The sequence below is a fragment of the Paraburkholderia sp. EB58 genome (assembly GCF_050436665.1).
Classification (GTDB): Bacteria; Pseudomonadota; Gammaproteobacteria; order Burkholderiales; family Burkholderiaceae; genus Paraburkholderia.
In genome coordinates, this window is record NZ_JBNDMQ010000023.1 from 121,775 (window position 1) to 148,065 (window position 26,291).

The 26,291-nt window shown below is 62.3% G+C and carries 24 protein-coding genes, 1 tRNA gene and 1 pseudogene; 9 read left to right on the plus strand and 17 right to left on the minus strand.

The window, feature by feature from the left end; translation table 11 throughout:
* Window positions 1–3 precede the first annotated feature (3 nt).
* The 4 genes from P3T40_RS28905 to P3T40_RS28920 all read right to left on the minus strand — a co-directional run bounded on the left by P3T40_RS28905 (window position 4) and on the right by P3T40_RS28920 (window position 3,561).
* Window positions 4–80, minus strand: a tRNA-Gln gene (locus tag P3T40_RS28905).
* Window positions 81–132: 52 nt separating this feature from the next.
* A complete protein-coding gene (gene ispE / locus P3T40_RS28910; RefSeq protein ID WP_429271128.1) occupies window positions 133–1,014 on the minus strand; it encodes a 4-(cytidine 5'-diphospho)-2-C-methyl-D-erythritol kinase in 882 nt (293 codons plus the stop codon).
* A 49-nt stretch (window positions 1,015–1,063) separates the two neighbouring features.
* Window positions 1,064–1,720, minus strand: a complete 657-nt coding sequence (gene lolB, locus P3T40_RS28915) for a lipoprotein insertase outer membrane protein LolB (RefSeq protein WP_429271129.1) — start codon at window positions 1,718–1,720, stop codon at window positions 1,064–1,066.
* Window positions 1,720–3,561 carry a tetratricopeptide repeat protein gene (locus tag P3T40_RS28920; protein WP_429271130.1) on the minus strand — a complete coding sequence of 614 codons (1,842 nt, stop codon included), beginning with the start codon at window positions 3,559–3,561 and terminating at the stop codon, window positions 1,720–1,722. The genes lolB and P3T40_RS28920 overlap by 1 nt, the downstream gene beginning before the upstream one ends.
* 86 nt (window positions 3,562–3,647) lie before the next feature.
* Between P3T40_RS28920 and mutM the strand changes: the two genes are divergently transcribed.
* Both mutM and mutY read left to right on the plus strand, forming a co-directional pair.
* A complete protein-coding gene (mutM, locus tag P3T40_RS28925; protein WP_429271131.1) occupies window positions 3,648–4,478 on the plus strand; it encodes a bifunctional DNA-formamidopyrimidine glycosylase/DNA-(apurinic or apyrimidinic site) lyase in 831 nt (276 codons plus the stop codon).
* Window positions 4,479–4,485: 7 nt separating this feature from the next.
* Window positions 4,486–5,616: an A/G-specific adenine glycosylase gene (gene mutY, locus P3T40_RS28930; RefSeq protein WP_429271132.1), complete on the plus strand. Its 1,131-nt coding sequence runs from the start codon at window positions 4,486–4,488 to the stop codon at window positions 5,614–5,616.
* Window positions 5,617–5,669: 53 nt separating this feature from the next.
* Here the strand turns inward: mutY and P3T40_RS28935 are convergent, their stop codons facing one another.
* The 11 genes from P3T40_RS28935 to kdsD form a co-directional block, all read right to left on the minus strand.
* Entirely contained in the window at window positions 5,670–6,302 is a 633-nt protein-coding gene (locus P3T40_RS28935; RefSeq protein ID WP_429271133.1) for an LON peptidase substrate-binding domain-containing protein, read from the minus strand.
* A gap of 39 nt (window positions 6,303–6,341) precedes the next feature.
* On the minus strand, window positions 6,342–7,235 hold the full coding sequence (gene rapZ, locus P3T40_RS28940; RefSeq protein ID WP_429271134.1) for an RNase adapter RapZ: 894 nt from the start codon (window positions 7,233–7,235) through the stop codon (window positions 6,342–6,344).
* Window positions 7,236–7,342: 107 nt separating this feature from the next.
* Window positions 7,343–8,311 carry an HPr(Ser) kinase/phosphatase gene (hprK, locus tag P3T40_RS28945; protein WP_429271135.1) on the minus strand — a complete coding sequence of 323 codons (969 nt, stop codon included), beginning with the start codon at window positions 8,309–8,311 and terminating at the stop codon, window positions 7,343–7,345.
* A 128-nt stretch (window positions 8,312–8,439) separates the two neighbouring features.
* Complete coding sequence (locus tag P3T40_RS28950) at window positions 8,440–8,955, minus strand: PTS sugar transporter subunit IIA (protein WP_429271136.1); 516 nt, start codon at window positions 8,953–8,955, stop codon at window positions 8,440–8,442.
* A 298-nt stretch (window positions 8,956–9,253) separates the two neighbouring features.
* Window positions 9,254–9,613: a ribosome hibernation-promoting factor, HPF/YfiA family gene (hpf, locus tag P3T40_RS28955; protein ID WP_090684953.1), complete on the minus strand. Its 360-nt coding sequence runs from the start codon at window positions 9,611–9,613 to the stop codon at window positions 9,254–9,256.
* Window positions 9,614–9,784: 171 nt separating this feature from the next.
* On the minus strand, window positions 9,785–11,299 hold the full coding sequence (locus P3T40_RS28960; protein WP_429271137.1) for an RNA polymerase factor sigma-54: 1,515 nt from the start codon (window positions 11,297–11,299) through the stop codon (window positions 9,785–9,787).
* A 183-nt stretch (window positions 11,300–11,482) separates the two neighbouring features.
* Window positions 11,483–12,265: an LPS export ABC transporter ATP-binding protein gene (gene lptB, locus P3T40_RS28965; RefSeq protein WP_429271138.1), complete on the minus strand. Its 783-nt coding sequence runs from the start codon at window positions 12,263–12,265 to the stop codon at window positions 11,483–11,485.
* Window positions 12,266–12,273: 8 nt separating this feature from the next.
* Entirely contained in the window at window positions 12,274–12,945 is a 672-nt protein-coding gene (gene lptA / locus P3T40_RS28970; RefSeq protein WP_429271139.1) for a lipopolysaccharide transport periplasmic protein LptA, read from the minus strand.
* A gap of 19 nt (window positions 12,946–12,964) precedes the next feature.
* Window positions 12,965–13,573, minus strand: a complete 609-nt coding sequence (lptC, locus tag P3T40_RS28975) for an LPS export ABC transporter periplasmic protein LptC (RefSeq protein ID WP_429271140.1) — start codon at window positions 13,571–13,573, stop codon at window positions 12,965–12,967.
* Window positions 13,570–14,133: a KdsC family phosphatase gene (locus P3T40_RS28980; protein WP_429271141.1), complete on the minus strand. Its 564-nt coding sequence runs from the start codon at window positions 14,131–14,133 to the stop codon at window positions 13,570–13,572. The genes lptC and P3T40_RS28980 overlap by 4 nt, the downstream gene beginning before the upstream one ends.
* The gene (kdsD, locus tag P3T40_RS28985) at window positions 14,133–15,116 is read right to left on the minus strand and encodes an arabinose 5-phosphate isomerase KdsD (protein WP_429271142.1); all 984 of its coding nucleotides are present in this window, start codon (window positions 15,114–15,116) and stop codon (window positions 14,133–14,135) included. The genes P3T40_RS28980 and kdsD overlap by 1 nt, the downstream gene beginning before the upstream one ends.
* 135 nt (window positions 15,117–15,251) lie before the next feature.
* Here kdsD and P3T40_RS28990 point away from each other — a divergent pair, with 135 nt between their 5' ends.
* From P3T40_RS28990 to purU, 5 genes are all read left to right on the plus strand, one after another.
* Window positions 15,252–17,255 (plus strand): cation:proton antiporter, encoded by a 2,004-nt coding sequence (locus tag P3T40_RS28990; RefSeq protein WP_429271143.1) that lies wholly within the window; start codon window positions 15,252–15,254, stop codon window positions 17,253–17,255.
* Between the two features lie 108 nt (window positions 17,256–17,363).
* Complete coding sequence (locus tag P3T40_RS28995) at window positions 17,364–17,930, plus strand: adenine phosphoribosyltransferase (protein WP_429271144.1); 567 nt, start codon at window positions 17,364–17,366, stop codon at window positions 17,928–17,930.
* A gap of 91 nt (window positions 17,931–18,021) precedes the next feature.
* Window positions 18,022–18,636 carry a LysE family translocator gene (locus P3T40_RS29000; RefSeq protein WP_429271145.1) on the plus strand — a complete coding sequence of 205 codons (615 nt, stop codon included), beginning with the start codon at window positions 18,022–18,024 and terminating at the stop codon, window positions 18,634–18,636.
* A gap of 25 nt (window positions 18,637–18,661) precedes the next feature.
* Window positions 18,662–19,510: an NUDIX hydrolase gene (locus P3T40_RS29005; RefSeq protein WP_429271146.1), complete on the plus strand. Its 849-nt coding sequence runs from the start codon at window positions 18,662–18,664 to the stop codon at window positions 19,508–19,510.
* A gap of 44 nt (window positions 19,511–19,554) precedes the next feature.
* A complete protein-coding gene (purU, locus tag P3T40_RS29010; RefSeq protein WP_429271154.1) occupies window positions 19,555–20,424 on the plus strand; it encodes a formyltetrahydrofolate deformylase in 870 nt (289 codons plus the stop codon).
* 129 nt (window positions 20,425–20,553) lie between these two features.
* Here the strand turns inward: purU and P3T40_RS29015 are convergent, their stop codons facing one another.
* The gene (locus P3T40_RS29015; RefSeq protein ID WP_429271147.1) at window positions 20,554–21,639 is read right to left on the minus strand and encodes an AI-2E family transporter; all 1,086 of its coding nucleotides are present in this window, start codon (window positions 21,637–21,639) and stop codon (window positions 20,554–20,556) included.
* 35 nt (window positions 21,640–21,674) lie between these two features.
* The gene (gene uvrA / locus P3T40_RS29020; RefSeq protein ID WP_429271148.1) at window positions 21,675–24,548 is read right to left on the minus strand and encodes an excinuclease ABC subunit UvrA; all 2,874 of its coding nucleotides are present in this window, start codon (window positions 24,546–24,548) and stop codon (window positions 21,675–21,677) included.
* A 277-nt stretch (window positions 24,549–24,825) separates the two neighbouring features.
* Between uvrA and P3T40_RS29025 the strand changes: the two genes are divergently transcribed.
* Together P3T40_RS29025 and P3T40_RS29030 are read left to right on the plus strand one after the other, a co-directional pair.
* A complete protein-coding gene (locus tag P3T40_RS29025) occupies window positions 24,826–25,050 on the plus strand; it encodes a hypothetical protein (RefSeq protein WP_429271149.1) in 225 nt (74 codons plus the stop codon).
* A 765-nt stretch (window positions 25,051–25,815) separates the two neighbouring features.
* A pseudogene (locus tag P3T40_RS29030) lies at window positions 25,816–26,205 on the plus strand (reverse transcriptase N-terminal domain-containing protein); the annotation flags it as partial.
* Window positions 26,206–26,291 lie beyond the last annotated feature (86 nt).

Here is a 26,291-nt window from a genome sequence, read left to right on the forward strand (position 1 = left end):
TTTTGGCAGGGGAGGAAGGACTCGAACCCTCGAATGCCGGAATCAAAATCCGGTGCCTTAACCAACTTGGCGACTCCCCTACACTAACTTTGAGCTTCACCGAGTGTGTAGGACCACTCGGCGATGCAAAACCTATGACGCGAAAGCAAAGAGTGGATGTGTATCCAGGCTTGCTGTGACTGCGCTGTTCCATTCGCTCGGCAGTTTGGCTTGCACCGCTTCTGCTTCATCGCGACTACGGAACGCGGCAAAAACACTTGCACCCGATCCAGTCATCCGCGCCGGCGCGATGTTATCAAACCACCTCAGCACCCGCGCAACTTCCGCGTATTTTCCCACGACAACTTGCTGGATGTCATTGCGGCCGAAACTGTCTGGCCATTCTGCGTTGCAACTATGTTGTGCAAGAAAGTCCGTAATTGTGAGGGGTTTTGAATCTCTTGTCAACGATTTTTCGGAAAAAATCGCTGCAGTTGGAACATGAACCCGCGGCGTCACAACTAGGAAATTACGAGCGGGCAATTGTACAGCCTCTAACGCTTCTCCGACACCCTCTGCAAACGCATTTTTTCCAAAAACAAAGAAGGGTACGTCCGCACCGAGTTTCAGCGCGAGTGCCTGCAGTTCGTCGCGCGGCAAATCGAGCTTCCACAGACGGTTCAGCGCGAGCAACGTGGTGGCAGCGTCCGAGCTGCCGCCGCCCAGGCCCGCGCCCATCGGCAGGCGTTTGTCGATTTCGATATCGACGCCTTCCGTGCTGCCAGTGTGATTCTTCAGCAGCAGTGCGGCGCGCACAGTGAGGTCGTGTTCGGGCGGCACGCCGGACACATCCGTGGCGCGCGTGACGCGGCCGTCGTCGCGCCGCGTGAAATGCAGCGTGTCGCCCCAATCGAGCAACTGGAACACGGTCTGCAGCGCGTGATAGCCATCGGGACGGCGGCCGGTGATGTGCAGGAAGAGATTCAGCTTCGCTGGCGCGAGGCAATCGCGCAGCGAATCGTTCGTTTCAATCATGAGTCGGGACAAATGCCTGGGCGGTGGCCCGGCTTACTGGTCTGTGGGTCTATTGGTCGAGCACGAGCTTGATGTCGAGCGGCGGCTGCTCGCGGCTCAGGTTGACGCGCTTCAGGCCGGTGGCCGGTGCGTCAGCATACGCGATGTAGTCGATGGTCCAGCCGTCCTGGACGATCTCCTTCAGATGCGACGGGTCCTGCGGATCCTGTTCGGTCTTTGCCCGCGAAGTCGGCGCGGCCGACGGTTGCAGCCAGTAACGTAAGCCTTCGACCGGCAACGCGAAGCCGAGCGAATTCTGCATCAGCGTCGATACGTTGTCGGCCGTGAGCGGCTGGCGGTTCGGCAGTTCAAGCGAGGCCGAGGCGGGCGACGACGTGACTATCGCGAGCGTCTGGCCGAGCGGGTTGCGCAGTTGCAGCGTGACCGTGTCGCCCGCTTCCTGCCAGTCGAAGTTGCCGTAGGCGTTACGCTGCTGGCCGTTCTGATCGACGTACTGAACCGCAAAGCGGCCATGATAGGCGCGGGTCGTCTGCGCGGTGACGGAGGTCGTAGCGTTCGAGGTGGACGGCTCGCGCGGCTTGACCGACGCACAACCGGCCAGTGCGACGACGGCCGCCGCCGCGAGCCCGAGCGCCGCGCGGCGCGGCGCCTGGGGATAAGCGAACAGGCGACCGAACGAGAAGATGGAGCAGTTCGAAATGAGCATCAGAGATCGTTTACCTGAAAACGTTTGAGCGTTTTGAGGAGCGTATCGTTGTCAGGTTCCAGCTTGCGTGCTTCGCGCCAGGCGTCGCGTGCCTGATCCTGCGCGCCCGTCTTCCACAGTACCTCACCCAGATGGGCGCCGATTTCCGCATTCGGTTGCAGGTCGTAGGCCTTGCGCAGCAGCTTGAGCGCGTCCGTCGTATCGCCCAGGCGATATTTGACCCAGCCCACGCTGTCCATGATGAACGCGTCGTCCGGTGCCAGCGATGAGGCCTTCTGGATCAGCTTGTCCGCTTCCTGCAACCGCACGCCGCGATCGGCGAGCGAATAGCCCAGCGCGTTGTAGGCCTGCGGGTTGTCCGGTTGCGATTCGATCAGCTTGCGCAACTGCGCTTCCATCGTGTCGTAGTGGCCGTTCTTCTCGGCCGCCATCGCGTAGTCGTAGGTCAGGTCGGGGTCGTCCGGATAGTCCGCGGTAGCTTGCGCCAGCCGGTCTTCCGCTTCCTGATAACGCTTCGCGTCGAACAGGATGGCCGCGTCCGTACGTGCGATCAATGCCTGATCGCGCGGGTCCTGTGCCTGCAGACCTGCGAGCAGCTTGCGGGCATCATCCGGCTTACCCTGCTTTTCGAGCAGTTGGGCGCGGGTGATCTGTGCAGGAATGTATTGCTGGCTCGACGGCGAAATCTTGTTGAGCCAGTCGCTCGCCGCAGCGTCGTTCTTCTGCTCGAGCGCCAACTGCGAGAGATAGATGTACGCCTGGCCCGGGTCGGCTCCTGGCGTCTTCTCCGCCTTCTGCGCGTACTGTTCAAGGAAGGGCTGCGCGCCCGCGAAATCCTTCTTCTGGATGTCGATCAGCGCGAGCGCCATCAACGGCGTCAGGTCGTTCGCATTGTCCTTGTGCATCGCCTCGAACTGCTTTTGCGCGTCGTCGAGACGGTCGCTTGCGAGGTACATCTGCGCCAGCGCGAGGCGCGCATCATGCGATTTCGGATTCTGCTGGACGTATTTTTCGAGGGTCGCGATGCCTTCCTTGCGCTCTTCCGGGCCCATCTGCGACAGCGTCAGCGCAGCCGGCAGGTAGTCGGGCTTCAGCGCGAGCGCCTGCTCGAGCGATTTGCGTGCGCCCGGCGCGTCATTTGCGACGATCTGCTGACGGGCGATAGCCAGTTGCGCCTCGGGCCGGTTCATGTCGTTCTTCAGCAGATCCTGCAGCACATGCAGGCCGCCGATGCGATTCGGTCCACGCGACACGAGCAGTTGTAGCGCGAGGATGGCGCTGCCGCGGTTTTCCTCGGGCACTTTCGCCAGTTCACGTGCCAGCAAAGGCTCAGCGTCGTCGGGCTTGCCCGACAGCACGAGCAGCGATGCATCGAGTTGCGCCGCGCGTTCCGACGTGGGCGCATACTGCTGCCACAACTGCGCAGCCGCCAGCGCATCCGAGGGACTCTGGGCGGCCAGCGCGATTTCCGTGGCGCGTTGAGCCATGCGCGGATCGTGCGTGTCGCGCGCCAACGCGAGATAGGTCTGATACGCTGGCGCCGGCTGATCCCGCTGCAGAGCGACTTCGGCCGCGAGCACCTGGAACACGATCTGACTCGTCAACGGCACGTCAGGCAGATTCTTTTGATCTTCCGGCGTTTGCCCCCCGAGCGCATCGGGTATGGACACGGAGTTGTCGTCCGTATCCGGCGAAGGATCCTGAGCGTGCGCCGGCATGGCGGCGAGCGCCCACACGGCAAGCGCTGCCGCGCCGAGCAGACGGCGAGCGGACACGGCGTGCGGCACACGGGACGTGCGAGCCGGGCGCTTCGAAAACAGCTTCACGAAGGACAAGTTCATGGAAATCCGTTCAATGTTTCGGACGATTGTAACGCGCTCGCTACAATAAGCGCACACCACTCATGCAAGTTGCAGACCAGTAAGACATGCCAGAGTTGCCAGAAGTTGAGGTTACCCGACGAGGAATCGAACCGTACGTCTCCGGACGCCGGGTTGAGCGCGTCGACGTCCGCACGCCCGCGCTGCGCTGGCCGATTCCCGCGGACCTTGCGAAAACCTTGCGGGGCCGTGTAGTCCACAAGGTGGAACGGCGCGGCAAGTACCTGCTGTTCGAGATCGATGCGGGCTGGTTCATTGTGCACCTGGGCATGACCGGTACGCTGCGAGTGCTGCGCAACCTGCCGCACCTGCCGGCTGCTGCGAAGCACGACCATATCGACTGGATCTTTGACGAGTTCATTCTCCGCTATCGAGACCCGCGGCGCTTTGGCGCTGTCCTGTGGCATGCGCGCGAAGATGGCGACGTGCTGGAGCATCCGCTGCTCGCGGGGCTCGGCGTCGAGCCGTTTTCGCCGGCTTTTTCGGGCGCCCTGATGCACCGGCAGACGCGTGGGCGCAAGGTCTCGGTGAAGCAGGCGTTGCTCGCGGGGGAAATCGTGGTGGGTGTGGGCAATATCTACGCGTCCGAAAGCCTGTTTCGCGCCGGCATCCGGCCGACCACGCCTGCAGGCCGCGTATCGCTAGTCCGCTATGACCTGCTGGCGGACGCGGTGCGCTTGACGCTTGCCGCAGCCATCGAGAAGGGTGGCAGCACGCTGCGCGATTTCGTCGGCAGTGACGGTGAAAGCGGCTACTTCCAGCTCGACTATTTCGTCTATGATCGCGCGGGGCTGCCATGCCGCGTATGTGGGACGCCGATCAAACAGATCGTGCAGGGGCAGCGCTCGACTTACTTTTGTCCGACCTGCCAGCGCTAATTTTCCGATGCCCTCTCGCCTAACGCCGTCCTCGACGGCCAACGTGCCCGTCTTGTCCGCCTCGCCGGCTCTCGCTGATTTCTCCGCACGCCTGATCGCCTGGCAGCGTCAGCATGGCCGCCACGACCTGCCCTGGCAGAATACGCGCGACGCGTATCGCATCTGGCTGTCGGAAATCATGTTGCAGCAGACCCAGGTGTCGACGGTGATTCCGTATTACGCGCGTTTCCTCGAGCGTTTCCCGGATGTCGCAGCCCTCGCCGCCGCGCCGCTCGACGACGTGATGGCGTTGTGGGCCGGCCTCGGCTACTACTCGCGTGCCCGTAACCTGCATCGTTGCGCGCAGGCGGTGGTCGAATTGCATGGCGGGGCGTTTCCGGCTTCCGTCGAGGCGCTTGCCGAGCTGCCGGGCATTGGCCGCTCGACCGCGGCCGCGATTGCGTCATTTGCGTTCGGCGCACGGGCGACGATTCTCGACGGCAATGTGAAGCGCGTGCTTGCCCGCGTGTTCGGCGTGGAAGGATTCCCAGGCGAGAAGCGCGTGGAAAACGCAATGTGGACGCTGGCCGAATCACTGTTGCCGTCCAACGCCAGCAATTCAGAGGTGAGCGCCTATACGCAGGGCTTGATGGATCTCGGCGCAACGCTGTGCATGCGCGGCAAGCCCGATTGCGAACGCTGCCCGTTTGCGCCCGAGTGCGTGGCGAAAGTGACCGGACGACAGCGGCAATTGCCAGCCGCACGCCCGAGAAAGGCGGTGCCGACTCGCCGCACGTGGATGCTGGTACTGTGCGACGGCGATGCCGTGATGCTAGAAAAACGACCGCCGTCAGGGATCTGGGGCGGCCTGTGGAGCTTGCCGGAAGCGGCGGATGAAAGCGCGCTCGCCGAGCGTGCACGTGAATTCGGCGGTGACGGTGCGGTCTCGCCGTTAGCACCGCTTACGCATACGTTCACGCATTTCCGCCTCGACATCGAACCGCGAATCGCGGAACTGGATCGCGCGGGAGGCGGCAATGCGGCGCTAGCGCTCGGTGACGCGGAAACCGTGTGGGTCCCGTTGCGTGACATCGACGCGTATGGAGTGCCGGCGCCGGTGCGCAAGCTGCTGGATGGCCTGCAAGGGTCGTTGCTATAGCTTGCCGGTTTGACCCGTTGGCGCCGTTGGCGCGAGCGCACCAGTACCTTCCTTCACAAAAGCTGATGCTGCTGCATGTAGTGATGAACCACGTCGATGCGCGCTCCGGCATCCGTCAGTTCCATCAGCTTTTGCCTCGCCTTTAGAGCGATTGGCAGTACTTCCGAGAGCCGGTTGGACACCCAGGTCGGGTCTTCGAGCTTGAACGGCTCTGCGAACGGAAGGCTGTCCGGATCGCGCTCGCGAATCGTCTCGATGATCCGCTCGAGCACTTCCGCGCACGCACCGAATTTAGCCAGATGCTGGTTGCCTTCGAGCGGCATGTCGTCGGGCAGCGGCTCGGCCATGCCCACCAGCAAGCCGCTGGATTCGACGCGATGCGACAGCAGCCGGAAGCGCCGCGTCCCGCGCGCGCGGATCAGCAGCATGCCGAAGGTTTCGACATCGCATTCATCGATTTCAGCGAGACATCCCACGTGTTCCGGAACCGACGGTTCATCCGGCAACGCGACTTCACCGCCGCTTTTCAGCAGGCAGACGCCAAAGGGCGTTTTTTCGCGCAGACAGTCGCGCGCCATATCGAGGTAGCGCGCTTCGAAGATCTTGAGGGGCAGCAGCCCGTCGGGGAACAGCACCGTATGCAGCGGAAACAGCGGCACATCGGCAAGCACAGAAGTAGAGGACATGGCGCAACGCTTCGGGTTAAGGCCGCGCGATGCGGCCGGTTAAGCCACTAACTTCGATGATTCGCCGACGTCGACCGGCGCATCGCGGTGCCGCACGATTACATTGGCCTGCTTGGCAAGACGCGCGGCGAGCGTCTCGGCAATGAATACCGAACGGTGTTGACCACCTGTGCAGCCGATGGCCACAGTCAGGTAACTGCGGTTGTCGTCGCGAAAGTGCGGCAGCCATTTCGCGACGAACATTTCGATGTCGCCCATCATGTCGTGCACCACGGGCAGTGCGCCGAGGAAATCGATCACCGGCTTGTCAAGCCCGGTGAGTGGGCGTAGTTCATGATCGTAGTACGGGTTCGGCAGCGTGCGCACGTCGAACACGAAATCGGCGTCGAGCGGGACACCGCGCTTGAAACCGAACGATTCGAACATCAGCACCAGGCCGCTGTGCTCCTGTTCGATAAAACGTTTGACCCACGCGCGCAACATGTTTGCGCGCAGGTTGCTGGTGTCGATCTGGTGGCCGAATTCGGCCAGGTTCGCGACCAGGTCACGTTCGCGCTCAATCGCTTCTTCGAGTGAGGTGAGCAGGCCGACGTCCGCATCGTGCGTGGTGGAGCCCGAGAGCGGATGGCGGCGGCGCGTTTCGGAAAAACGCTGGATCAGCGACTGCGTGCTCGCGTTCAGAAACAGCACCCGCACGTCGTGTTGGCGCGACAGGTCGTGGATCATCGCGGGCATGTCGTCGAGCGAGGCGCTCGAACGCGCGTCAATGGCTACCGCAAGACGGTCATGACCGCCTTCCGCGAGATAGGTGGCGAGTTGCGGCAGAAAGCGCGGCGGCAGGTTGTCGACGCAGTAGTAGCCAGCGTCTTCAAGCGCGTTCAGTGCAACGGATTTGCCGGAGCCGGAAATACCGGTGATCAGAATAATGCGCATGGAGTCGTCAAATCTGTACGTTTCATCATAGCATCTGGTCCCCGTGCGCGTGCCACTCTGCCGACGCAATGCCGGGTACACCGGGCACTGTTACACCGCTTGACCGCTCAGATCAGCTTGCCGGGAAACTGGCTGTCCGGGTCTTGCATGGCGAGGCGCTGGCGATCCATGAAGTCGCGTAACGTGTCGATGCCGCGCAATTGCAGGATCGTATTGCGTACGGCAGCTTCCACGAGCACGGCCAGGTTGCGGCCGGCCGCCACTTGAATCGTGACCTTGCTGATAGGCAGGCCGAGCACGTCGACGGTCTGGCTTTCGAGCGGCAGGCGCTGGAATTCGCCATCCGGGCGACGCACCAGCTGAACGATCAGCTTCAGCTTCATTTTGCGCCGTACGGCGGTTTCACCGAAGATGGTCTTGATGTCGAGCAGGCCCAGTCCGCGCACTTCAAGCAAATTCTGCAGCAGCGGCGGGCAGCGTCCTTCGACGAAATCCGGCCCGAGGCGCACAAAGTCCACCGCGTCGTCGGCCACGAGGCCGTGGCCGCGGCTGATCAGTTCAAGCCCGAGTTCGCTTTTGCCGAGACCGGAGTCGCCGGTGAGCAGCACGCCCATCCCGAGAATGTCGAGAAACACGCCGTGCAGCGTAGCGCGCGGCGCGAGGATGCGCGACATGTAGAGACGCAGGCTGTCGATCACAGCGGCGGCCGACATGGGCGTCGTAAAGAGCGGCGTGGATGAACGGGTGCAGCGCAGGACCAGCTCCGGCGGCGCGGCGACACCGCCTGCCACCACCAGGAACGGCGGCTCGAGGGCGATCAACTCGGCCATATGGCGTGAGCGGTCTTCATCGGACTGGCGCTGGTAATAGTCGACTTCGGCGTCGCCGAGCACCTGGATGCGGTTCGGGTGGATCAGGTTCAGGTGGCCCACGAGGTCGGCGCTCGATGTGGCATAGGCGACTGTTTCTGCCGAGAAGCCGCGCTCCCAGCCTTCATGCCCCGTCAGCCAGCTGAGTTTCAGCATGGCGGCGTTATCGTCGAAAATGCTTTGGGCGTTGATGCTGGACGTATCCATGAGTCCGTGACTCCAGTGTGGGCCGCTGTCCCGCGTACGCCGGCCGCGCTAACGCAGCCGGACCGGCCGGCTCGAGCCGGCTTCGATGCGGGGCTGAGCCCGCTCGTATGCGGATTGTTGCAGATGCATCAAGGTTGCCACTGAGTGAGCAGGCGATGCAACGCTTCGCGGTCTTCTTCCGTGTGCAGCCGCTCGCGCGCTTCGCGGTCGGACAACAGTTGGGCGATTTCCGAGAGGATTTCGAGATGTTGCTGGGTAGCCTGTTCGGGGACCAGCAGGAAGATCAGCAACGACACCGGCTGACCGTCGGGCGATTCGAAGGGGATGGGATCGGCCAGGCGCACGAACGCGGCGAGCGGCTGCTTCAAGCCTTTGATCCGGCCATGCGGAATCGCGACGCCCTCGCCAAGACCCGTCGACCCGAGGCGCTCGCGCGCAAACAGATTGTCAGTGACCGTGCTGCGGGCGATGCCGTTCTGGTTTTCGAAAATCAGGCCCGCTTGCTCGAAGACGCGTTTCTTGCTGGTGACCGATAGGCCGACGACGACGTTTTCGAGGGGAAGAAATTTGGCTAAACGATTCATGTTGGCAGGCGGAAACGTGGCCTGGATACTCCTCGCTGTGGCGTTTGAGTGGCGTTCCATTCTCGACTGATGCTCACGGCGATGTGCTTGGGGGCCCAAAAACGCAGGACTCCCGCAGAATAACCCCGATTGACCCCAATGATAACCGGCCCATTATAGAACAGGGCGACCATGGATGGTGCGGCGCGCCATCCGCAGATTGCAGAGCTTTTTGCGGCATTGCGTTGGAGCGGTGCGGCGATTTGCCGCTCACGGGGCAGCGCGGCGACTGCATCCAACGAAAAACCGCCCGTTACCGGGCGGTTTAGCTGTGTCAGGAAAAAACCTTCTAATCCTGCCGGGTCCTGCCTGATGCGACTTATTGCGGCGGCACTTCCACTTGCGGCGCCAGCGGTTGATACTTGATCGCTTCGTGCTGATGGCCCTGTAGGCGATCCTTGTGACGTATGACTTGCCGGTCGAGCTTGTCGATCATCAGATCAATCGCGGCGTACAGGTCGCCGTCACAGCTCTCGACAAAGATGTCCTTGCCCTTCAGATGCAGGTTGATTTCAACCTTCTGCCTCTTTTCCTTTTCCTTATGGTTGTCGACCGAGAGGACCACACTGCCATCGATCACCTGATCGAAATGTCTTAGCACCCTATCCAGTTTGGTGATCACGTATTCTCGCAACGCTGGCGTTACTTCGAGATGGTGTCCACTGATCTGCAGATTCATAGTGCTTCTCCAAGCTAGTGGCCGCTTGGTCCGCACGATGGGGCAGTACCGGTCGATCTCACGGCTCGCCTGTGTCGTCCCCCGTTGACTGACTACTGGCAGGTCGCATCGGCCGGCCTGTCCGCCAACGGGCGGAGCGGCCGGAAAATGCTCGCTACAGTATGCAGCGAGCTAAAGAGACTTGCGCAGGTTGACTGCTGGGATCTTGAGGGCTTCGCGGTACTTGGCAACGGTACGCCGGGCAACCACGAATCCTTGTTCCGCCAGCAATTCGGCTATGCGGCTGTCTGAAAGAGGAGATTTGGTGTTTTCCGCTCCTATCAGTTGCTTGATGAGCGCGCGGATAGCCGTGGAAGAGGCTGCACCGCCCGTGTCCGTTGAAACGTGTGATCCGAAGAAGTACTTAAATTCAAGCGTCCCGAATGGGGTCAGCATGTATTTACCGGTTGTCACACGGCTGACAGTTGACTCGTGTAGGCCCAGCGTATCAGCAATTTCCCGCAAAACCAAGGGCCGCATGGCAATTTCGCCATGTACGAAAAAGCTCTTTTGACGCTCGACAATGGCCTGGGCGACCCGCAGGATCGTCTCGAAGCGCTGCTGGATGTTTTTGATCAGCCAGCGGGCTTCCTGGAGTTGCTGTCGCAACGATCCGCTGCCCGGATCGCCCCGGTTGTTACGCAAAATGTTCGCGTAAAGGTGATTGATGCGCAGTTTCGGCACGACCTCGGGATTCAGCTCGGCCTGCCAGCCCTGGCCCGTCTTGCGCACCATGATGTCGGGCACAACGTAGTCCGCTTCGGCTTTGCCATAAGCGGCCCCCGGGAAGGGCTCCAGCGAGCGGATCAGGTCGTGGGCGTCGCGCAGGTCGTCGTCGCTTGCTTTGAGGTGCTTGCGCAGGCGCGTGAAGTCGCGTGCGGCCAGCAGTTCAAGATGGTGAGCGACGATCTCGAGCGCAAGCGTGCGGGTAGGCGAGCCCTCGAGCCGCAGCAACTGCAGCTTCAGGCATTCGGACGCAGAGCGTGCTCCGACGCCCGGCGGATCGAAGCTGTGCAGCAGCGCGAGCGCAGCGTTCAGTTCATCGAGGTCGACTTCGAGCTCTTCGGGCAGGTCGGCCTGGACTTCTTCGAGCGTCGCGGTCAGATAGCCGTCGTCGTCGAGCGATTCGATCAGAAACGTGATCAGCGCCCGGTCGCGCTGACTTGCCTGGGTGACGCGCAGTTGCGCCATCAGGTGGTCGCGCAGGGACGTACTGGATTCGTGGATTTGCAGCGGCGGCAGGTCGTCGTCGTCCGACGCGGTGCCGGAGCGGCCGTAGTCGTCCAGATTCCACTGGGTGGAGTCACCGCTGTTGTCGGATGACAGGCCGTTGTACTCGTCGACGCCTTGCGGCTCGCCGTTTTCGGCGCGCTCACTGGTGCTGGTGGAGGACGACGAGTTGCTGTTGCCCATCTGGTCGGGCGCGGCGTTGTTCGGCACCTGGGCGATCAGCGAACCGTCCGCCGCGACGCGCAGCGGGCTGGCGATCCAATCATCCTCGTTTTCGAGCAGCGGATTCTGGGAGATCGCCATCGCGACTTCCTGCTGCAGTTCAAGCGTAGACAGCTGCAGCAGCCGGATGGACTGTTGTAGTTGAGGGGTCAGCGCAAGATGCTGCGACAGGCGGAGTTGGAGGCTGGCTTTCATGGCAAGTTGAGATTCATTGTAAAGAGTTTGCCACGACCGCGATACCTTGCGACATTCGCAATAACGCGCGCACCAGGATTGGGTCTGCAGGGGGATGGGCGGCCGGCCGCGTCAAAAATACGGGAAGGCCGCTGCCGCAAGGGGCGGGGGCATGGGATGCCGCCCTGCATGCCCCTCGCATGTTTACATGCGGAAGTGTTCGCCTAGATAGACGCGCCGCACGTTTTCGTTTTCGATGATGTCGCCAGGCGCGCCGGCGGCCAGCACGCTGCCGTCGCTGATGATGTAGGCATGATCGCAGATGCCGAGCGTTTCCCGCACGTTGTGATCCGTAATCAGCACACCGATGTTGCGCTGCTTCAGGAATTTAACGATCTTCTGGATTTCCAGAACCGCGATCGGATCGACGCCGGCGAACGGTTCGTCGAGCAGGATGAAGCTCGGATTGGTGGCCAGCGCCCGTGCAATTTCCACGCGCCGGCGCTCGCCGCCCGACAGCGACAGTGCCGGATTGGCCCGCAGATGCGCGATCTGCAGTTCGTCGAGCAGCGCTTCCGTACGGGTGGTGATGGTGTCTTTGTTGAGCCGCTTGCCGCTTTCGTCGAGCTGCAGCTCCAGCACCGCGCGAATGTTCTCTTCGACGGTGAGCTTGCGGAACACCGAGGCTTCCTGCGGCAGATACGACAAGCCGAGCGAAGCACGCTTGTGGATTGGCAGCAGGCTGATCGACTTGCCGTCCAGATCGATCTCGCCAGCATCGAGCGGCACGAGGCCCACGATCATATAGAACGAGGTGGTCTTGCCGGCGCCGTTCGGGCCCAGCAGGCCGACTACTTCGCCGCTCTTGACGTCGAGCGAAACGTCTTTCACGACCGTGCGCGAACCATAGCGCTTCTTGAGATTGCGAACTACCAGCGAACTGCTGGTCCCGGCCGGCTTGCGATGGGGGAGGGAGGGCGAATTCACTGAGTTGTTCACTGGGCCGGGGCTCCCTTAAGCGTGGTGGACGGCGCGAGCGTGGCCGAGGCGCCCGTCAGCGGTGCGGCGCCGCCGTTGCGCGGCGACAGCATGGCGCGCACGCGGCCGCTCGGGTTGCCCGGGCCGGCGACGTCCGGGCCCGCCTTCGCGGTATAGAAGTCGCTCTGGCCGTCATAGGTGATGACGCTGCCGTGGACGGTATCAATTACCGTCGAAAGGCCCTGCAGGCGGTTCACGGTGGCGTTGGTCGTCAACGTGGTCAGGTCCTGCTTGCCGTCGTAGTCGATACGGATAGCGGTGCCTTCCACGTACTCGTTCAGCCCCTCGCGCTTCTGGCGGAAGTACGACAGATTGCCGCCGCTCGAGGTGCCGGTGGCGTACTGGTAGCCTTGCGGATCCTGCGTCACCTCGACGCGATCGGCCTTGATCACGATCGTGCCTTTGGTGGCCACGACGTGTCCGGTGAAGATGTTGACCTGTTTCAGGTCGTCATACGTCATGTTGTCCGCTTCAATATTGAGCGGCTTGTCCTTGTCGGCGCGCTCGGCGTGCGCCAGCGGCGCAAAGCCTGCGAGCGGCAACGCGACCAGCAGCGCAGCAAGTCCAGCGCGGCACGCGGACAAGGTGCGCGCGCGGCCGGAGTCAAAACGGGGGAACGATTCGTTCATGCAGTCACGCTGGAATGGATTACCCGGGTTGCTTCAGGGAGCCGCCGGCGGAGTCGGACGCGGCGATCGCGCCACGGACGTTGCCGAACAGCTGCATTACCCGGGTGACGTTGTTGTAGTTCATGCCGCTGGCCGTCATGACAGACAGGCCGCGCTGAAGTTTAACCGGCTTTTCGGTCTCAATCACATCGTCGTTGACCAGTACCCGAAAATGGTAGGAATCAGCCTGCATCGCCGGGTCACCGTCGCCGGCGGCACGCAGGATGCGGGCGTTCTGGTACAGATCGACGATCGAGGCGTCGCCATTGACGGTACCGGTGTCGCCGGTCGCCGTCACGATAGGCTTGCCCGGCTGGAAAGCGCGGATTGCTGGCTTGACGAGATCGCTCAACTCGTCGTCTTCGTAGTGGACGAGGTGGGTGGCCGTCAGCCGGTACTGCGTGGCGCCCGACTGATCCAGCTCCGACACCGAGAAGTTGTCGGCAAAGTAATCGGGCGTATGTTCCTTCGGCTTGATCTCACCTTCGTGCGGCGGCGGCGCCGTGGCCTGCAGCAGCCACCAGGTGATCCCGGCGAGCACGGCCATTGCGACCAGCGGGATCAGCGAAGTGAAGCGGAACTGGTTCATCCGACGAGGCCCTGCTGTTGCCCGCCGGCGCACGCTGCCGCGAGCAGCGCGTCGTACTTGTTCTGCGCGCGCAGCAAGGTGTCGCACACTTCGCGCACGGCGCCGTGGCCGCCACGCGCTTCGCTCACCCAGTGGGCGCGCGCGATCACTTCAGGGTGCGAATTGGCGGGCGCGGCGGCGAAGCCAACCCTCAGCATCACGCCGAGATCGACCCAGTCGTCGCCCATATAGCCGCATTCCTCGGGCGTCATGCCGGTTGCCTTGAGCAGGTCGGCGAACGCCTCGGGCTTGTTTTCGATGCCCTGATACAGATGGGTGATCTTCAGTTCCTTGGCCCGTACCGCGACGATGCCCGACTTGCGCCCAGTGATGATGGCCGTGTCGATGCCGGCCTCGCGCAACAGCTTCGCGCCGTGGCCGTCCATCGAGTTGAACGACTTCATCGTGTCGCCCTCAGCGGTAAACATCAGGCCGCCGTCGGTCAGCACGCCGTCGACGTCGAAAATCATCAGCTTCACGCGGCGCGCGCGCTCAGTAGCGGTAAGGGACGCGGTAGCCATCAGATTACCTTCTTGGAGAAAAGGTCGTGCATGTTGAGCGCGCCGATCAGCTTGCCCGCGTCGTCGACGACCAGCATCTGATTGATCCGGTGGCGCTCCATCAGTTCCACAGCTTCGACCGCCAGTTGATCCGGACCAATGGTGCGCGGGCCCGGCGTCATCACCGAGGCGATGGGTAGGTCGCGGAAGTCGCCGCTGCGTTCGAGGACGCGGCGCAGGTCGCCGTCGGTGAAGATGCCCTTGACGCGCTGGTTTTCGTCGACAATCGCCGTCATGCCCATGCGTTTGGCGGTCAACTGGAACAGCGCATCGCGCACCGTGGACTCGGGCATGACCTTCGGCACCTGGTCGCCGGTGCGCATCACGTCGCGCACATAAGTGAGCAGGCGCCGGCCGAGTGCGCCGCCCGGATGGGAGCGGGCGAAGTCGTCCGGGCCGAAGCCGCGGGCGTCCAGCACCGCGACTGCGAGCGCGTCGCCGAGCGCGAGCGCGGCGGTGGTGCTGGCGGTGGGCGCGAGATTCATCGGGCAGGCTTCTTTCGCGACCCCGGCGTTCAGATGCACGTCGGCCAGTTGCGCCAGGCTCGAGCCCGGCTTGCCGGTGATCGCGATCAGCCTGGAGCCGAGCCGCTTGATGATTGGCAGGATCGCCATCAGCTCTTCGGATTCGCCGGAATTCGACATGGCCACGAACACGTCGTCCGAGGTGACCATGCCGAGGTCGCCATGGCTGGCTTCCGCGGGATGCACAAAAAACGCGGGCGTGCCGGTGCTGGCGAACGTCGCCGCCAGCTTGCGGGCCACGTGGCCGGATTTGCCGATGCCGGAGACGACCACGCGTCCACGGCAGCCCAGGATGAAATCGATCGCCTCGACGAAACCATCGTCGAGTTGATCGCGAAGCGCGCGCACGGCGTCCGCTTCGATGTCGAGCACGTTGCGAGCGAGCGCGAGTGCCCGGTCGCCATTGATTTTCGCTATCATTCGCGGAGTATAGCAAAGGCGTTTGTTCGCCGCGCCGGGACGGCTGTCGCCGGCCGCTGCCCTCACCGGCCCCTCAACCTTGTCGCACGGCCGTTTGCGTGCGATGGTTATGTCGACGAACCAGGACGCTTTCCGATGATTTCCCCGCTCGAAATGACGCTGTTCCTGCTGCTGGCATCAGTGGTGGGCGTCGTCGTTTTCCGTTTCCTGAACCTGCCGCCCATGCTCGGCTACCTGACGGTGGGGATCATCGTCGGGCCGCATGCGTTCGGTATCGTTCCGGATTCCAAAGGGGCACAGAATCTGGCCGAGTTCGGCGTGGTGTTCCTGATGTTCTCGATCGGGCTGGAGTTTTCGCTCGCCAAGCTGCGTTCGATGCGCCGGCTGGTGTTTGGCCTCGGCCTGCTGCAGGTGATCGGCACGGTGGCGGTCGCGGTGGGGCTCGGCTTCGTGCTGGAGCGCTGGGTGCACATCACGTGGCAGGGCAGCGTCGCGCTGGGCGGGGCGCTCGCCATGTCGTCCACGGCGATCGTCAGCAAAATGCTCGCGGAACGCCTCGAGATCGAGACGGAACACGGCCGCAATATCTTCGGTGTGCTGCTGTTCCAGGACCTGGCGGTGGTGCCGCTCCTGATCATCATCTCGGCGCTGGGCGGCGATTCCCGAACCCTGATGACGGCGCTCGGGCTCGCGGCGGTGAAGATTGTCGTCGCGCTGGCCTTGCTGCTGATCGTCGGGCAGAAGTTCATGACGCGTTGGTTCAATGTGGTGGCACGGCGCCGCTCGCAGGAACTGTTCATCCTGAACCTGCTGCTTGTCACGCTCGGGGCGGCGTTCATCACGGATAAATTCGGCCTGTCGCTCGCGTTGGGCGCGTTCATCGCCGGCATGTTGATTGCCGAGACGCCTTACCGGCATCAGGTTGAGGAGGACATCAAGCCGTTTCGCGATGTGCTGCTGGGCCTCTTCTTCGTCACCACCGGCATGCTGCTCAATCCAATGGTGATCTGGACACATCCGTTGATCGTGCTGGCCTTCGTGCTCGGCCCGATCCTGCTGAAGCTGGTCATGATCACCGCGCTGTCGCGCCTCTTCGGCGCGTCGCCGGGCGTGGCAATGCGTACCGGCATCGGTCTCGCCCAAGCGGGCGAATTCGGCTTCGTGCTGCTGAACCTGATTCTCGACAAACATCTGGTCGACGCCACGCTCCTGCAGGCGATTCTCGCCGCGATGCTGCTGTCCATGCTGGCCGCGCCGTTCATGATCCAGAACGCGGATCGCATTGTGCTGCGGCTGTCTTCGACTGAATGGATGATGCAGTCCTTGCAGATGACGCGCATCGCCACGCAAAGCCTGAAGCAAAGCGGCCACACGATCATCTGCGGCTATGGACGGGCCGGGCAGAACCTTGCACGCATGCTCGAGCACGAGGGTCTCTCATATGTGGCGCTTGACCTTGACCCCGACCGGGTAGCGGCGGCTGCGGCGGCCGGCGAGACGGTGGTGTTCGGCGATGCCGGGCGGCGCGAGTCCCTGCTTGCAGCCGGTATCCACCGCGCGGCGGCGGTGGCGATCACCTACGCGAATACGCCGTCAGCGCTGCGCGTACTGCACAACATCCATGAACTGGAGCCGACGCTGCCGGTTATCGTGCGTACGGTGGATGACGCCGACCTCGAGAAGCTGCTCGCCGCCGGGGCGACCGAGGTGATTCCGGAGATCGTCGAAGGCAGCCTGATGCTCGCTTCGCACACGCTGGTGCTGATGGGCGTGCCGATGCGGCGCGTGGTGCGGCGTGTCGAGGAGATGCGCGACGAGCGCTATAGTCTGTTGCGCGGCTATTTCCACGGCGCCGACGACGTGGGCGACGACGACAGTCACGAGCAGGTGCGACTACAATCGGTGCCGGTCGACGAGAACGCGGACGCGGTGGGCCGTACGCTGGCGGAGGTCGGATTGTTCGAACTGGGCGTCGAAGTGACGGCGATCCGCCGCCATGGCATTCGCGGCGTGGAGCCGGACCCGTCGACCAAGCTGCGCGCGAGCGACATCGTCGTGCTGCGTGGTTTGCCTGAGGCGCTGGCCGCGGCCGAAGAGCTGTTGTCGAAGCATCGGCGGGCGGGCGCAACGACCGTTTGAAACTGGCGGCGGCATGAAGCACGCGAGCCGTGGCATGTGTCGCGTAGCCGCACCGCGAGATTGCTAAGTCTTTTACCTGGATCCCCGGGGGATCCGTCTGGAGTCATCATGTCCAACGCGCTTGCGAGCGCGCCGCTCGACGCGGCTGCGTTCGTCAAAAGCCAGATTCGCACCGTGTCCGACTGGCCGCAGGCCGGCGTGCAGTTTCGCGATATCACGCCGCTACTGCAGCATCCGAAGACGTTTCGGGTGCTGATCGATCTGTTCGTGCAGCGTTATATCGACGCGAAGCTCGACTACATCGCGGGGCTGGATGCGCGTGGTTTTATCATTGGGCCGGTGCTGGCGTACGAGCTGAACCTCGGTTTCATTCCCATCCGCAAGCAGGGCAAGCTGCCTTACAAGACGGAGTCGCAGTCGTACGAGCTCGAATACGGCACGGCGACTGTCGAGATCCACGCCGACGCGTGCGCGCCGGGCGATAGGATCGTGATCGTCGACGACCTCATCGCGACCGGCGGCACCATGATGGCCGGCAAGAAGCTGCTCGAGCGGCTCGGCGCGGTGGTGATCGAAGGCGCGGCTATCATCGACCTTCCGGAGTTGGGTGGGTCCGCACTATTGCGCTCGGCTGGCCTGCCGCTCTTTACCGTGACCGAGTTTAGCGGTCACTAGGCCGCCGGCGGATGCGCGGCGCTGCCGAAGCCGCTGGACCTTCAGCCGCGCTTCAATCATTCAGCAACACCATCGCGATGAGGTAAAACGCATGCCTAATTTCCTGCTGTTCCTCGCCACGTCGATAGCAATCACAATGGCTCCTGGCCCGGACAACCTGCAGGTGCTGGCACGCGGCATGTCGCAGGGCCGCGCGGCGGGGCTCGTCGCGGCACTCGGCTTTGCGGCCGGCATCACGTTTCACACGACGCTCGCCACGCTGGGCATCGCCGCGTTGCTGCGCTCGTCGCCGATCGCGTTTCAGGCCATCAAGTACGCCGGTGCCGCTTACCTGATCTGGATCGGCATCAAGGCGCTGCGCAGTCAGGGGCTCGCCACGGCTCATGAGCGTCCGGCTCAGCCGCTGTGGTCGGTGTTCCGGCAAAGCGTGTTCGGCAACATGCTGAACCCGAAGGTGACGCTGTTCTTCCTCGTGTTCCTGCCGCAGTTCATCGAACCGCATGGCGCGCAGAGCGTGCCGGTGCAGATGCTCGAACTGGGGCTGCTGTTCATGCTGCAGACGGTGGTGGTGTTTTCGCTGTTCGGCGTGTGCGCTGGGATGATCGGCGGCTGGCTCAAGCGGCGTCCGCGCGTTGGCGTGTGGCTCGACCGGCTGGCAGGCGCAACCTTTATCGCAATCGGCATTCGCGTGGCACTGCGCGATTAAGTGCGTTCGCGCAGTTGGAGCATTCATGACCTTGCCCTGTATTAGCAAAGCGCGGCGCTTCGATGCGCATGCGCATCAGCCGTTCTGGATCGACGCCCAGCAGGTTGGCTGGATCCGTTCGACAGACGTGCCGTTGCTGGCCCGCTGGCCCGACGTTTTCGATGTCGAAGCTGCACGCATCGCGTTATCGTCCCGCTACAACACCGTGGATATGCGCAGCGCGGCGCTCGGTGCCGTTATCGGTGCGCTGGCCGCGGAAGGCCGCATCCCCGGCTGGCGTGACGAGACCTATGCGATCCGCAATGCGTTCGACGCACCACCGCTCGCGTATATCGAACGCGCGGCGTCGCGCTTCTTCGGTACCATGACCTACGCGGTGCATCTGAACGGCGTCGTAGAATACGCGGATGGCGCACCGCAATTGTGGATTGCGCGCCGCAGCGACACCAAGGCCACTGACCCGGGCATGCTGGATAACGTGGTCGCAGGCGGCATAGGCTGGGGCTTCGGAATCGAGGCGACAATCGTCAAGGAGTGCTGGGAAGAAGCCGGCATTCCCGAAGAGATCGCCGCGCGCGCCACGGCCGGGCGCACGGTGCATGTGCTGCAATCGCTGCCGGAAGGCACTCAGGCCGAACAGATTTTCGTCTACGACCTGGCGTTGCCGGCAGATTTCGCGCCGTGCAATCAGGACGGCGAAGTGGGTGAGCACCGGCTGGCGCGTATCGACGAAGTGGCCCGCTGGATCGAAGAAGACGCGATGACGGTCGATGCCAGCCTCGCGACGCTCGACTGCCTGCTGCGCCGCCGCTGGATCGATGCTGAGGATTGCGCGGGAATCGACGCGCTGTTCGAGCCGCCGGCTGTCGCATAACGCGATCAACGAATTACGCCTTGAAGAAGGGAGTCACCCAGGTCATGTCGACCGATCACAGCTTTATCCTCAAACTGTCGTGCGCCGACCGGCCCGGCATCGTCCATGCGGTATCGGGCTTCCTGTTCGAGCGCGGCAGCAACATTCTCGACTCAGCGCAGTTCGGCGACAGCCATACCGGCGAGTTCTTCATGCGCGTGCATTTCCAGCAGGTGGGCGGCGATCCGGGTCTGGAAGCGCTGCGCACCGCCTTCAGCACGCTTGCGGAAGGCTTCGGCATGCGCTGGGAGTTGCACGACGCGACGGTAAAGCCGCGCGTGGTGATCATGGTGTCGAAGATCGGTCATTGCCTGAACGACTTGCTGTTCCGCTACCGCACCGGCCAGCTCGGCATCGAGATTCCAGCGATCATCTCGAACCACAAGGAGTTTTATCAACTCGCCGCGAGCTACGACATTCCGTTCCACCATTTCCCGCTGGTAACGTCAACGCCGGAAGGGAAGGCGGCGCAGGAAGCGCGCGTGCTCGAAGTGATCGACGAGCACCAGGCCGATCTGGTGGTGCTCGCGCGCTACATGCAGATACTGTCGCCACAATTGTGCGAGCGCCTTGCCGGCCGCGCGATCAATATCCACCACTCGTTTCTGCCGAGCTTCAAGGGTGCGAAGCCGTACTACCAGGCGTTCGACCGCGGTGTGAAGCTGATTGGCGCCACCGCGCACTACGTGACGACCGATCTGGACGAAGGTCCGATCATCGAGCAGGGAGTGGAGCGCGTCGACCACAGCATGACGCCGGATCAACTGACCGCGATTGGCCGCGACGTCGAATGCGTGACGCTGGCGCGGGCGGTGAAGTGGCATGTCGAACATCGCGTTGTGCTGAACGGCAGCAAGACGGTGGTGTTCCGCTGATCGGATCCTGCTGAAAGCGTTGGGCAAAAAAGAAGGCCGCCGGATGTTGAGACCGGCGGCCTTTGTCTTTGGCTGGTGTGCGCTGAGGCGCTCTGGTGGGGCACCCTGTCAGATCAGGTCACCAAACCATCAAACCAGCCGCAGATAGATCAGTTCCCGCTTGATATACGCATAGAAGATCGGCGCGGCGATCACCCCCTGGATGCCAAAAGCCGCTTCCATCACCAGCATCGCCACCAGCAGTTCCCACGCGCGCGCCTCGATCTGGTGGCCGACGATCCGCGCGTTCAGGAAGTACTCAAGCTTGTGGATCAGGATCAGGAACACGAGCGACATGCAGGCGGCCGGAAAGCTCACCGAGAGCGCCACGGCGACGATGATCGTGTTCGAGATCAGATTGCCGATCACCGGCAGCAAGCCCACGATAAACGTGACGAGCACCAGCGTTTTCGACAGCGGCAGCCGATCGTGAAAGATCGGCAGCAGCACCAGCAGGAAGATGCCGGTGAACACCGCGTTGATCGCCGAAATCTTCACCTGCGCGAACACGATGCGGCGGAAGGCGTCCGCAAAACGCGTCACACGGGTGACGAAGGCTGTGGACAGCGGCAGCCGCTGCATCGGCTTCTGCGCGCCGACCGCGATGATCGCGCCGATGATCATGCCGATCAGGATATGCGTGAAGACCCGCGCCGCATTCTTGCCGCCTTGCTGCAGCATCCCGGCATGGGTTTGCATCAACTCGGTGGCACGCGCTTTCATCTGATCGGTGTCGACCGGCAGATAGTTGGCGACGAATTGCGGAATCCGGCCGCGCGCCTCATCGATCAGTTGCATGGCCTGGTCGAGCAGAAACTGCACGCTCGGCACGTCGCCTTCGAAATGATCGATGATGCCAATCACGAGCCCCGTCAGGACACCGACGATCACTACCGCCAGTATCACCACCGAGAGCCAGCGGGCGCGCTGGCTGGACATGTGCTTTTCGATGCGCGGGGCGATCGTCTGGATGAGCTGAAACACCAGCAGCCCGGCCAGCAACGCGCCGAGCAGCCGCAGATTCAAGACTGCCAACATGCCGAACAGCATCAGCAGATAACTGCCGATCTCGACTGCAGACAGTTTGGGCAGGCTCATATCGCTCGTCAGCCTGACCGGGCGAGGGCGCAGATCCTGCACCTGCCCATCTTCGGGCGCCTCGTTACGCTTGGTCATGGCTTATTTCCGTCTCCAACCCAGGGTTTGCACCATCACTTTTTGGCGGCGTCGCGTTTGAGCAGCGGCGCCAGGTATCGACCGGTAAAACTTGCCTTCGAGTTCGCCACCTGCTCCGGCGTGCCTTGGGCGATGATCTGACCGCCGCCGGCGCCGCCTTCCGGGCCGAGGTCGATCAGCCAGTCGGCAGTTTTGATTACATCGAGATTATGCTCGATGATCACCACGGTATTACCCTGGTCACGCAAACGATGAATCACTTCGAGCAACAGCGCAATGTCATGGAAGTGCAGACCGGTGGTCGGCTCGTCAAGGATGTATAGAGTGCGACCGGTGTCACGCTTGCTCAGTTCCAGCGAAAGTTTCACCCGCTGCGCTTCGCCGCCCGACAAGGTGGTAGCCGACTGTCCCAGGCGGATATAGCCAAGGCCTACGTCCAGCAGCGTTTTCAGCTTACGCGCCACCACCGGCACCGGCTTGAAGAACTCGTACGCGTTCTCGACGGTGAGCTCCAGCACTTCGCTGATGCTTTTGCCTTTGTAATGCACGTCGAGCGTTTCGCGGTTGTAGCGCTTGCCGTGGCACACGTCGCAGGGCACGTAGACGTCCGGCAGAAAGTGCATTTCCACCTTCAGCACGCCGTCGCCCTGGCACGCTTCGCAGCGGCCGCCTTTTACGTTGAACGAGAAACGGCCTGGATCATAGCCGCGCTCCTTCGACGCCGGCACGCCCGCGAACAGTTCGCGGATCGGCGTGAACACGCCGGTATAGGTGGCCGGATTCGAGCGCGGCGTGCGGCCGATCGGCGACTGGTCGACGTTAATGACCTTGTCGAAGTGCTCGAGGCCTTCGATCGATTCGTACGGCGCCGGCTCGGCGGATGAACCATACAGGTGATGCGAGACCGCGTGATACAGCGTGTCGTTGATGAGCGTCGACTTGCCCGAGCCGGAAACACCCGTGATGCAGGTGAGGAGGCCCACCGGCAGGTCGAGCGTGACGTGCTGCAGGTTGTTGCCGTACGCCTCGACGATGCGCAGGCGCCGCTCGTCGGGCTCCTTGCGCTCGTCCGGATATTGGATGGTGCGCGCGCCGGAGAGATACTGGCCCGTGATCGAGGCCGCGTCCGCCTCCACTTCGTCGGGCGTGCCTTCGGCGATGATCATGCCGCCGTGCTCGCCAGCGCCCGGCCCCATGTCGACCACGTAGTCGGCCATGCGGATCATGTCTTCGTCGTGCTCGACGACGATCACCGAATTGCCGAGGTCGCGCAGATGCTTCAACGTCGAGATCAGGCGGTCGTTGTCGCGCTGATGCAGGCCGATCGACGGTTCGTCCAGCACGTACATCACGCCGGTCAAGCCCGAGCCGATCTGCGACGCGAGCCGGATGCGCTGCGCTTCGCCGCCCGAGAGCGTTTCCGCGCTGCGTTCGAGCGACAGATAGTCGAGCCCTACGTTATTCAGGAACATCAGCCGCGCGACGATTTCCTTGATCACCTTGTCGGCGATCTCGCGTTTCGAGCCTTCCAGGCGCAAGGTCTGGAAATAGCCGAGCGCGTCGCGCAACGGCCAGCCGCTGATTTCGAAGATGCCACGGGCGTCGCTGTTCGCGCCAATGCGCACGAAGCGCGCTTCGCGGCGCAGGCGCGTGCCGGCGCATGCGGGGCAGGCCTGGTTGTTCTGGTACTTGGCGAGTTCTTCGCGTACGGCGACTGAATCGGTCTCGCGGTAGCGACGTTCGAGGTTCGGGATGATCCCTTCGAACACGTGCTCGCGAATCGATGCACGGCCACGTTCGTTGATGTACGAGAACGGGATGGTCTGCTTGCCCGAGCCAAACAGCAGGATCTTCTTGACCTTTTCCGGCAGGTCTTCGAAGGCCTCGTCGATGTCGAATTCGTAAAACGCTGCGAGGCTTTGCAGCATCTGGAAGTAGAACTGGTTGCGCCGGTCCCAGCCTTTGACGGCGCCCGCCGCGAGGGACAGTGACGGATGCGCGACCACCCGCTTCGGATCGAAGAACGTGATCTGGCCGAGGCCGTCGCACTCCGGACAAGCGCCCATCGGGTTGTTGAACGAGAACAGACGCGGCTCGAGTTCCTGCAGCGAATACGAGCAGATCGGGCAGGCGAACTTGGAGCTGAACAGATGCTCCTTCTCGGTGTCCATTTCCAGCGCGATGGCACGGCCGTCGGCGAGGCGCAGCGCGGTTTCGAACGATTCGGCGAGGCGCTGCTTCATGTCGGCGCGCACTTTCAGACGGTCGACCACGACGTCGATCGTATGCTTGTCGTTCTTCTTCAGCTTCGGCAACGAGTCCACGTCGTAGATCTTCGCGACCTCTTCATTGGCGGTGCCGCCGCCCGAGCGCACGCGAAAGCGGATAAAGCCCTGCGCCTGCATTTCCTCGAACAACTCGACGTGTTCGCCCTTGCGGTTCGCCACCGCCGGCGCCAGGATCATCAGCTTGGTGTCTTCCGGCAATGCGAGCGCAGCGTCGACCATCTGCGAGACGCTTTGTGCCTGAAGCGGAATTTCGTGGTCCGGGCAATAGGGTGTGCCGACCCGCGCGAACAACAGACGCAGGTAGTCGTGAATCTCCGTGACGGTGCCGACCGTGGAGCGCGGATTGTGCGACGTGGCCTTCTGTTCGATCGAAATGGCCGGCGACAGACCTTCAATCAGGTCGACGTCCGGTTTCTCCATCAATTGCAGGAATTGCCTGGCGTACGCAGAGAGGCTCTCGACGTAGCGCCGCTGCCCTTCCGCGTAGAGCGTGTCAAAGGCAAGCGACGATTTGCCCGAGCCCGACAGGCCGGTAATCACGATGAGCTTGTGACGCGGCAGGTCGAGACTGACGTTCTTCAGGTTGTGGGTACGGGCCCCACGGATACGGATTTGTTCCACGCGTTGATCCATCACCTGGCCATTGGCTGGCGGAAAGGGGAAGAGGCTAAACCTGCTACTATAACGACTTTTGTGCGACACGACGCTCGCGGCACTTCGTGTAGGGGAGACAACCCCTTCAACAAACAAGCCTTTGGAAAGGCTGGGCTTTCCATAAATAACCCAGCGCCCGCAGTACCATACGGTTTGGCCCCGGACAGATTTATGTCGGCCGTAGGATCGGTTCGCCGATCCGGGGTATCCTAGGAGGTGATTGCAATGCCTCTATGGTGTCAATATGGATAAGCGGGAACAGTTCGGTGTGAATGCGGTCCGGCAGGATATTGCTGCAATCCGGCAAAAACTTGCCGCTATCTCGGGTCTGTCGTACGGAACCGACGTAGAGCCGAAACCAAGCCTACACAGGATCATTGCCAAACTCGACGGGTTCCGTTGGTTTGTCGCTGGTTTGATGGTTGTGTGGCTTATGGTTTCTACGCTTGAAGCGCACTTCATCCGGTAACACTGTCTCCTTTCCATCCTTTGTGCGAGCGAAAGCTCGGCATGTCATTGTTCAACCTCGCCCGCGGTTCAGGCGACGGTAGCGAACCTGTTATACGACTAGCAGTAGCCTAGGAAGACCTGCGTCACTGGCAACGGTGGGGTGGGAAGCTCTTCTTACAACGTAGCCCCCGGACGTTTCGGGCGGTTGACGTCCGCGAGGACGTCAACTGGAGACTCCCAGCAGCAAGGGGGTTGAGGAGCTAGGCTGGCTGATAGGGTTAACTTAAGTGAACTGCTGATAAACCTCGTGACTATAACGGTGCCTAAGCTGCTGACAGGCACTAACCAAACGGTATGTGGCCGGATAATCCGCTGGAAGTTCGGATTACGTCGTCATCAGGCCACCGGGGAAGAGGCGGAACCTAAGTCAGTCGTGTGACATGTCGGGAACGTGGTAAGCCCGTATGGCTGCCGGTTGCAGTTTGACTGGCAAGCGAACCGCAAGGAACGCCGTTGGCTGTGCGGGTATGGGAGGACGGAAAAAGCGAACGTCGGGCTGTAATGGCTCGGATAGGGATTGAAACATCATCCCACGCGAAAGCGGGCAGACTTCCGTCTGGTCTACCGTCGCAAGACGGCTGACTACCCTTTGACTCGAAACGCGGTCGGACGCAGTACACCGACATCTTATTGGATTCCCTTGCGGGAGCGAAGTTGGCTCCCACAAGGGGACAACCTCGTTCTCCTGCTCGGGAATTTTCTTTTTTTCGAGAAGGAGAGCAGCATGAAAGTATCCATTCGAAAGGATGGATCTGCGCTTTCCCATGCGCCGGACAACTGGCAAGCCGTAGATTGGCGCCGGGTTGAACGGAACGTGAGAGGGATGCAGATTCGAATTGCGAAGGCGACGCGGGAAGGCGACTGGCGCAGGGTGAAGGCGCTGCAACGGATGCTGACCCGCACGTTGTCCGCCAAGTTGTATGCGGTACGACGTGTCACGCAGAACCAAGGTGCGCGAACGGCGGGAGTCGATCGCGAACTATGGGATTCGCCTGACAGCCGGTGGGAAGCCATCGGCAGGTTGAAGCGGCGCGGATACAGGCCCCTGCCTTTACGGAGAGTCTTTATCCCCAAAGCCAATGGGAAGGAGCGCCCGCTGGGCATCCCGACGGTGATTTCATAATGCACCTCTCACAGTTGAGTGTTGGAATGTTGCGGCTTCAGGTGCCCTGAAGTACGCACCCAGTGTCGCAGTTCGTG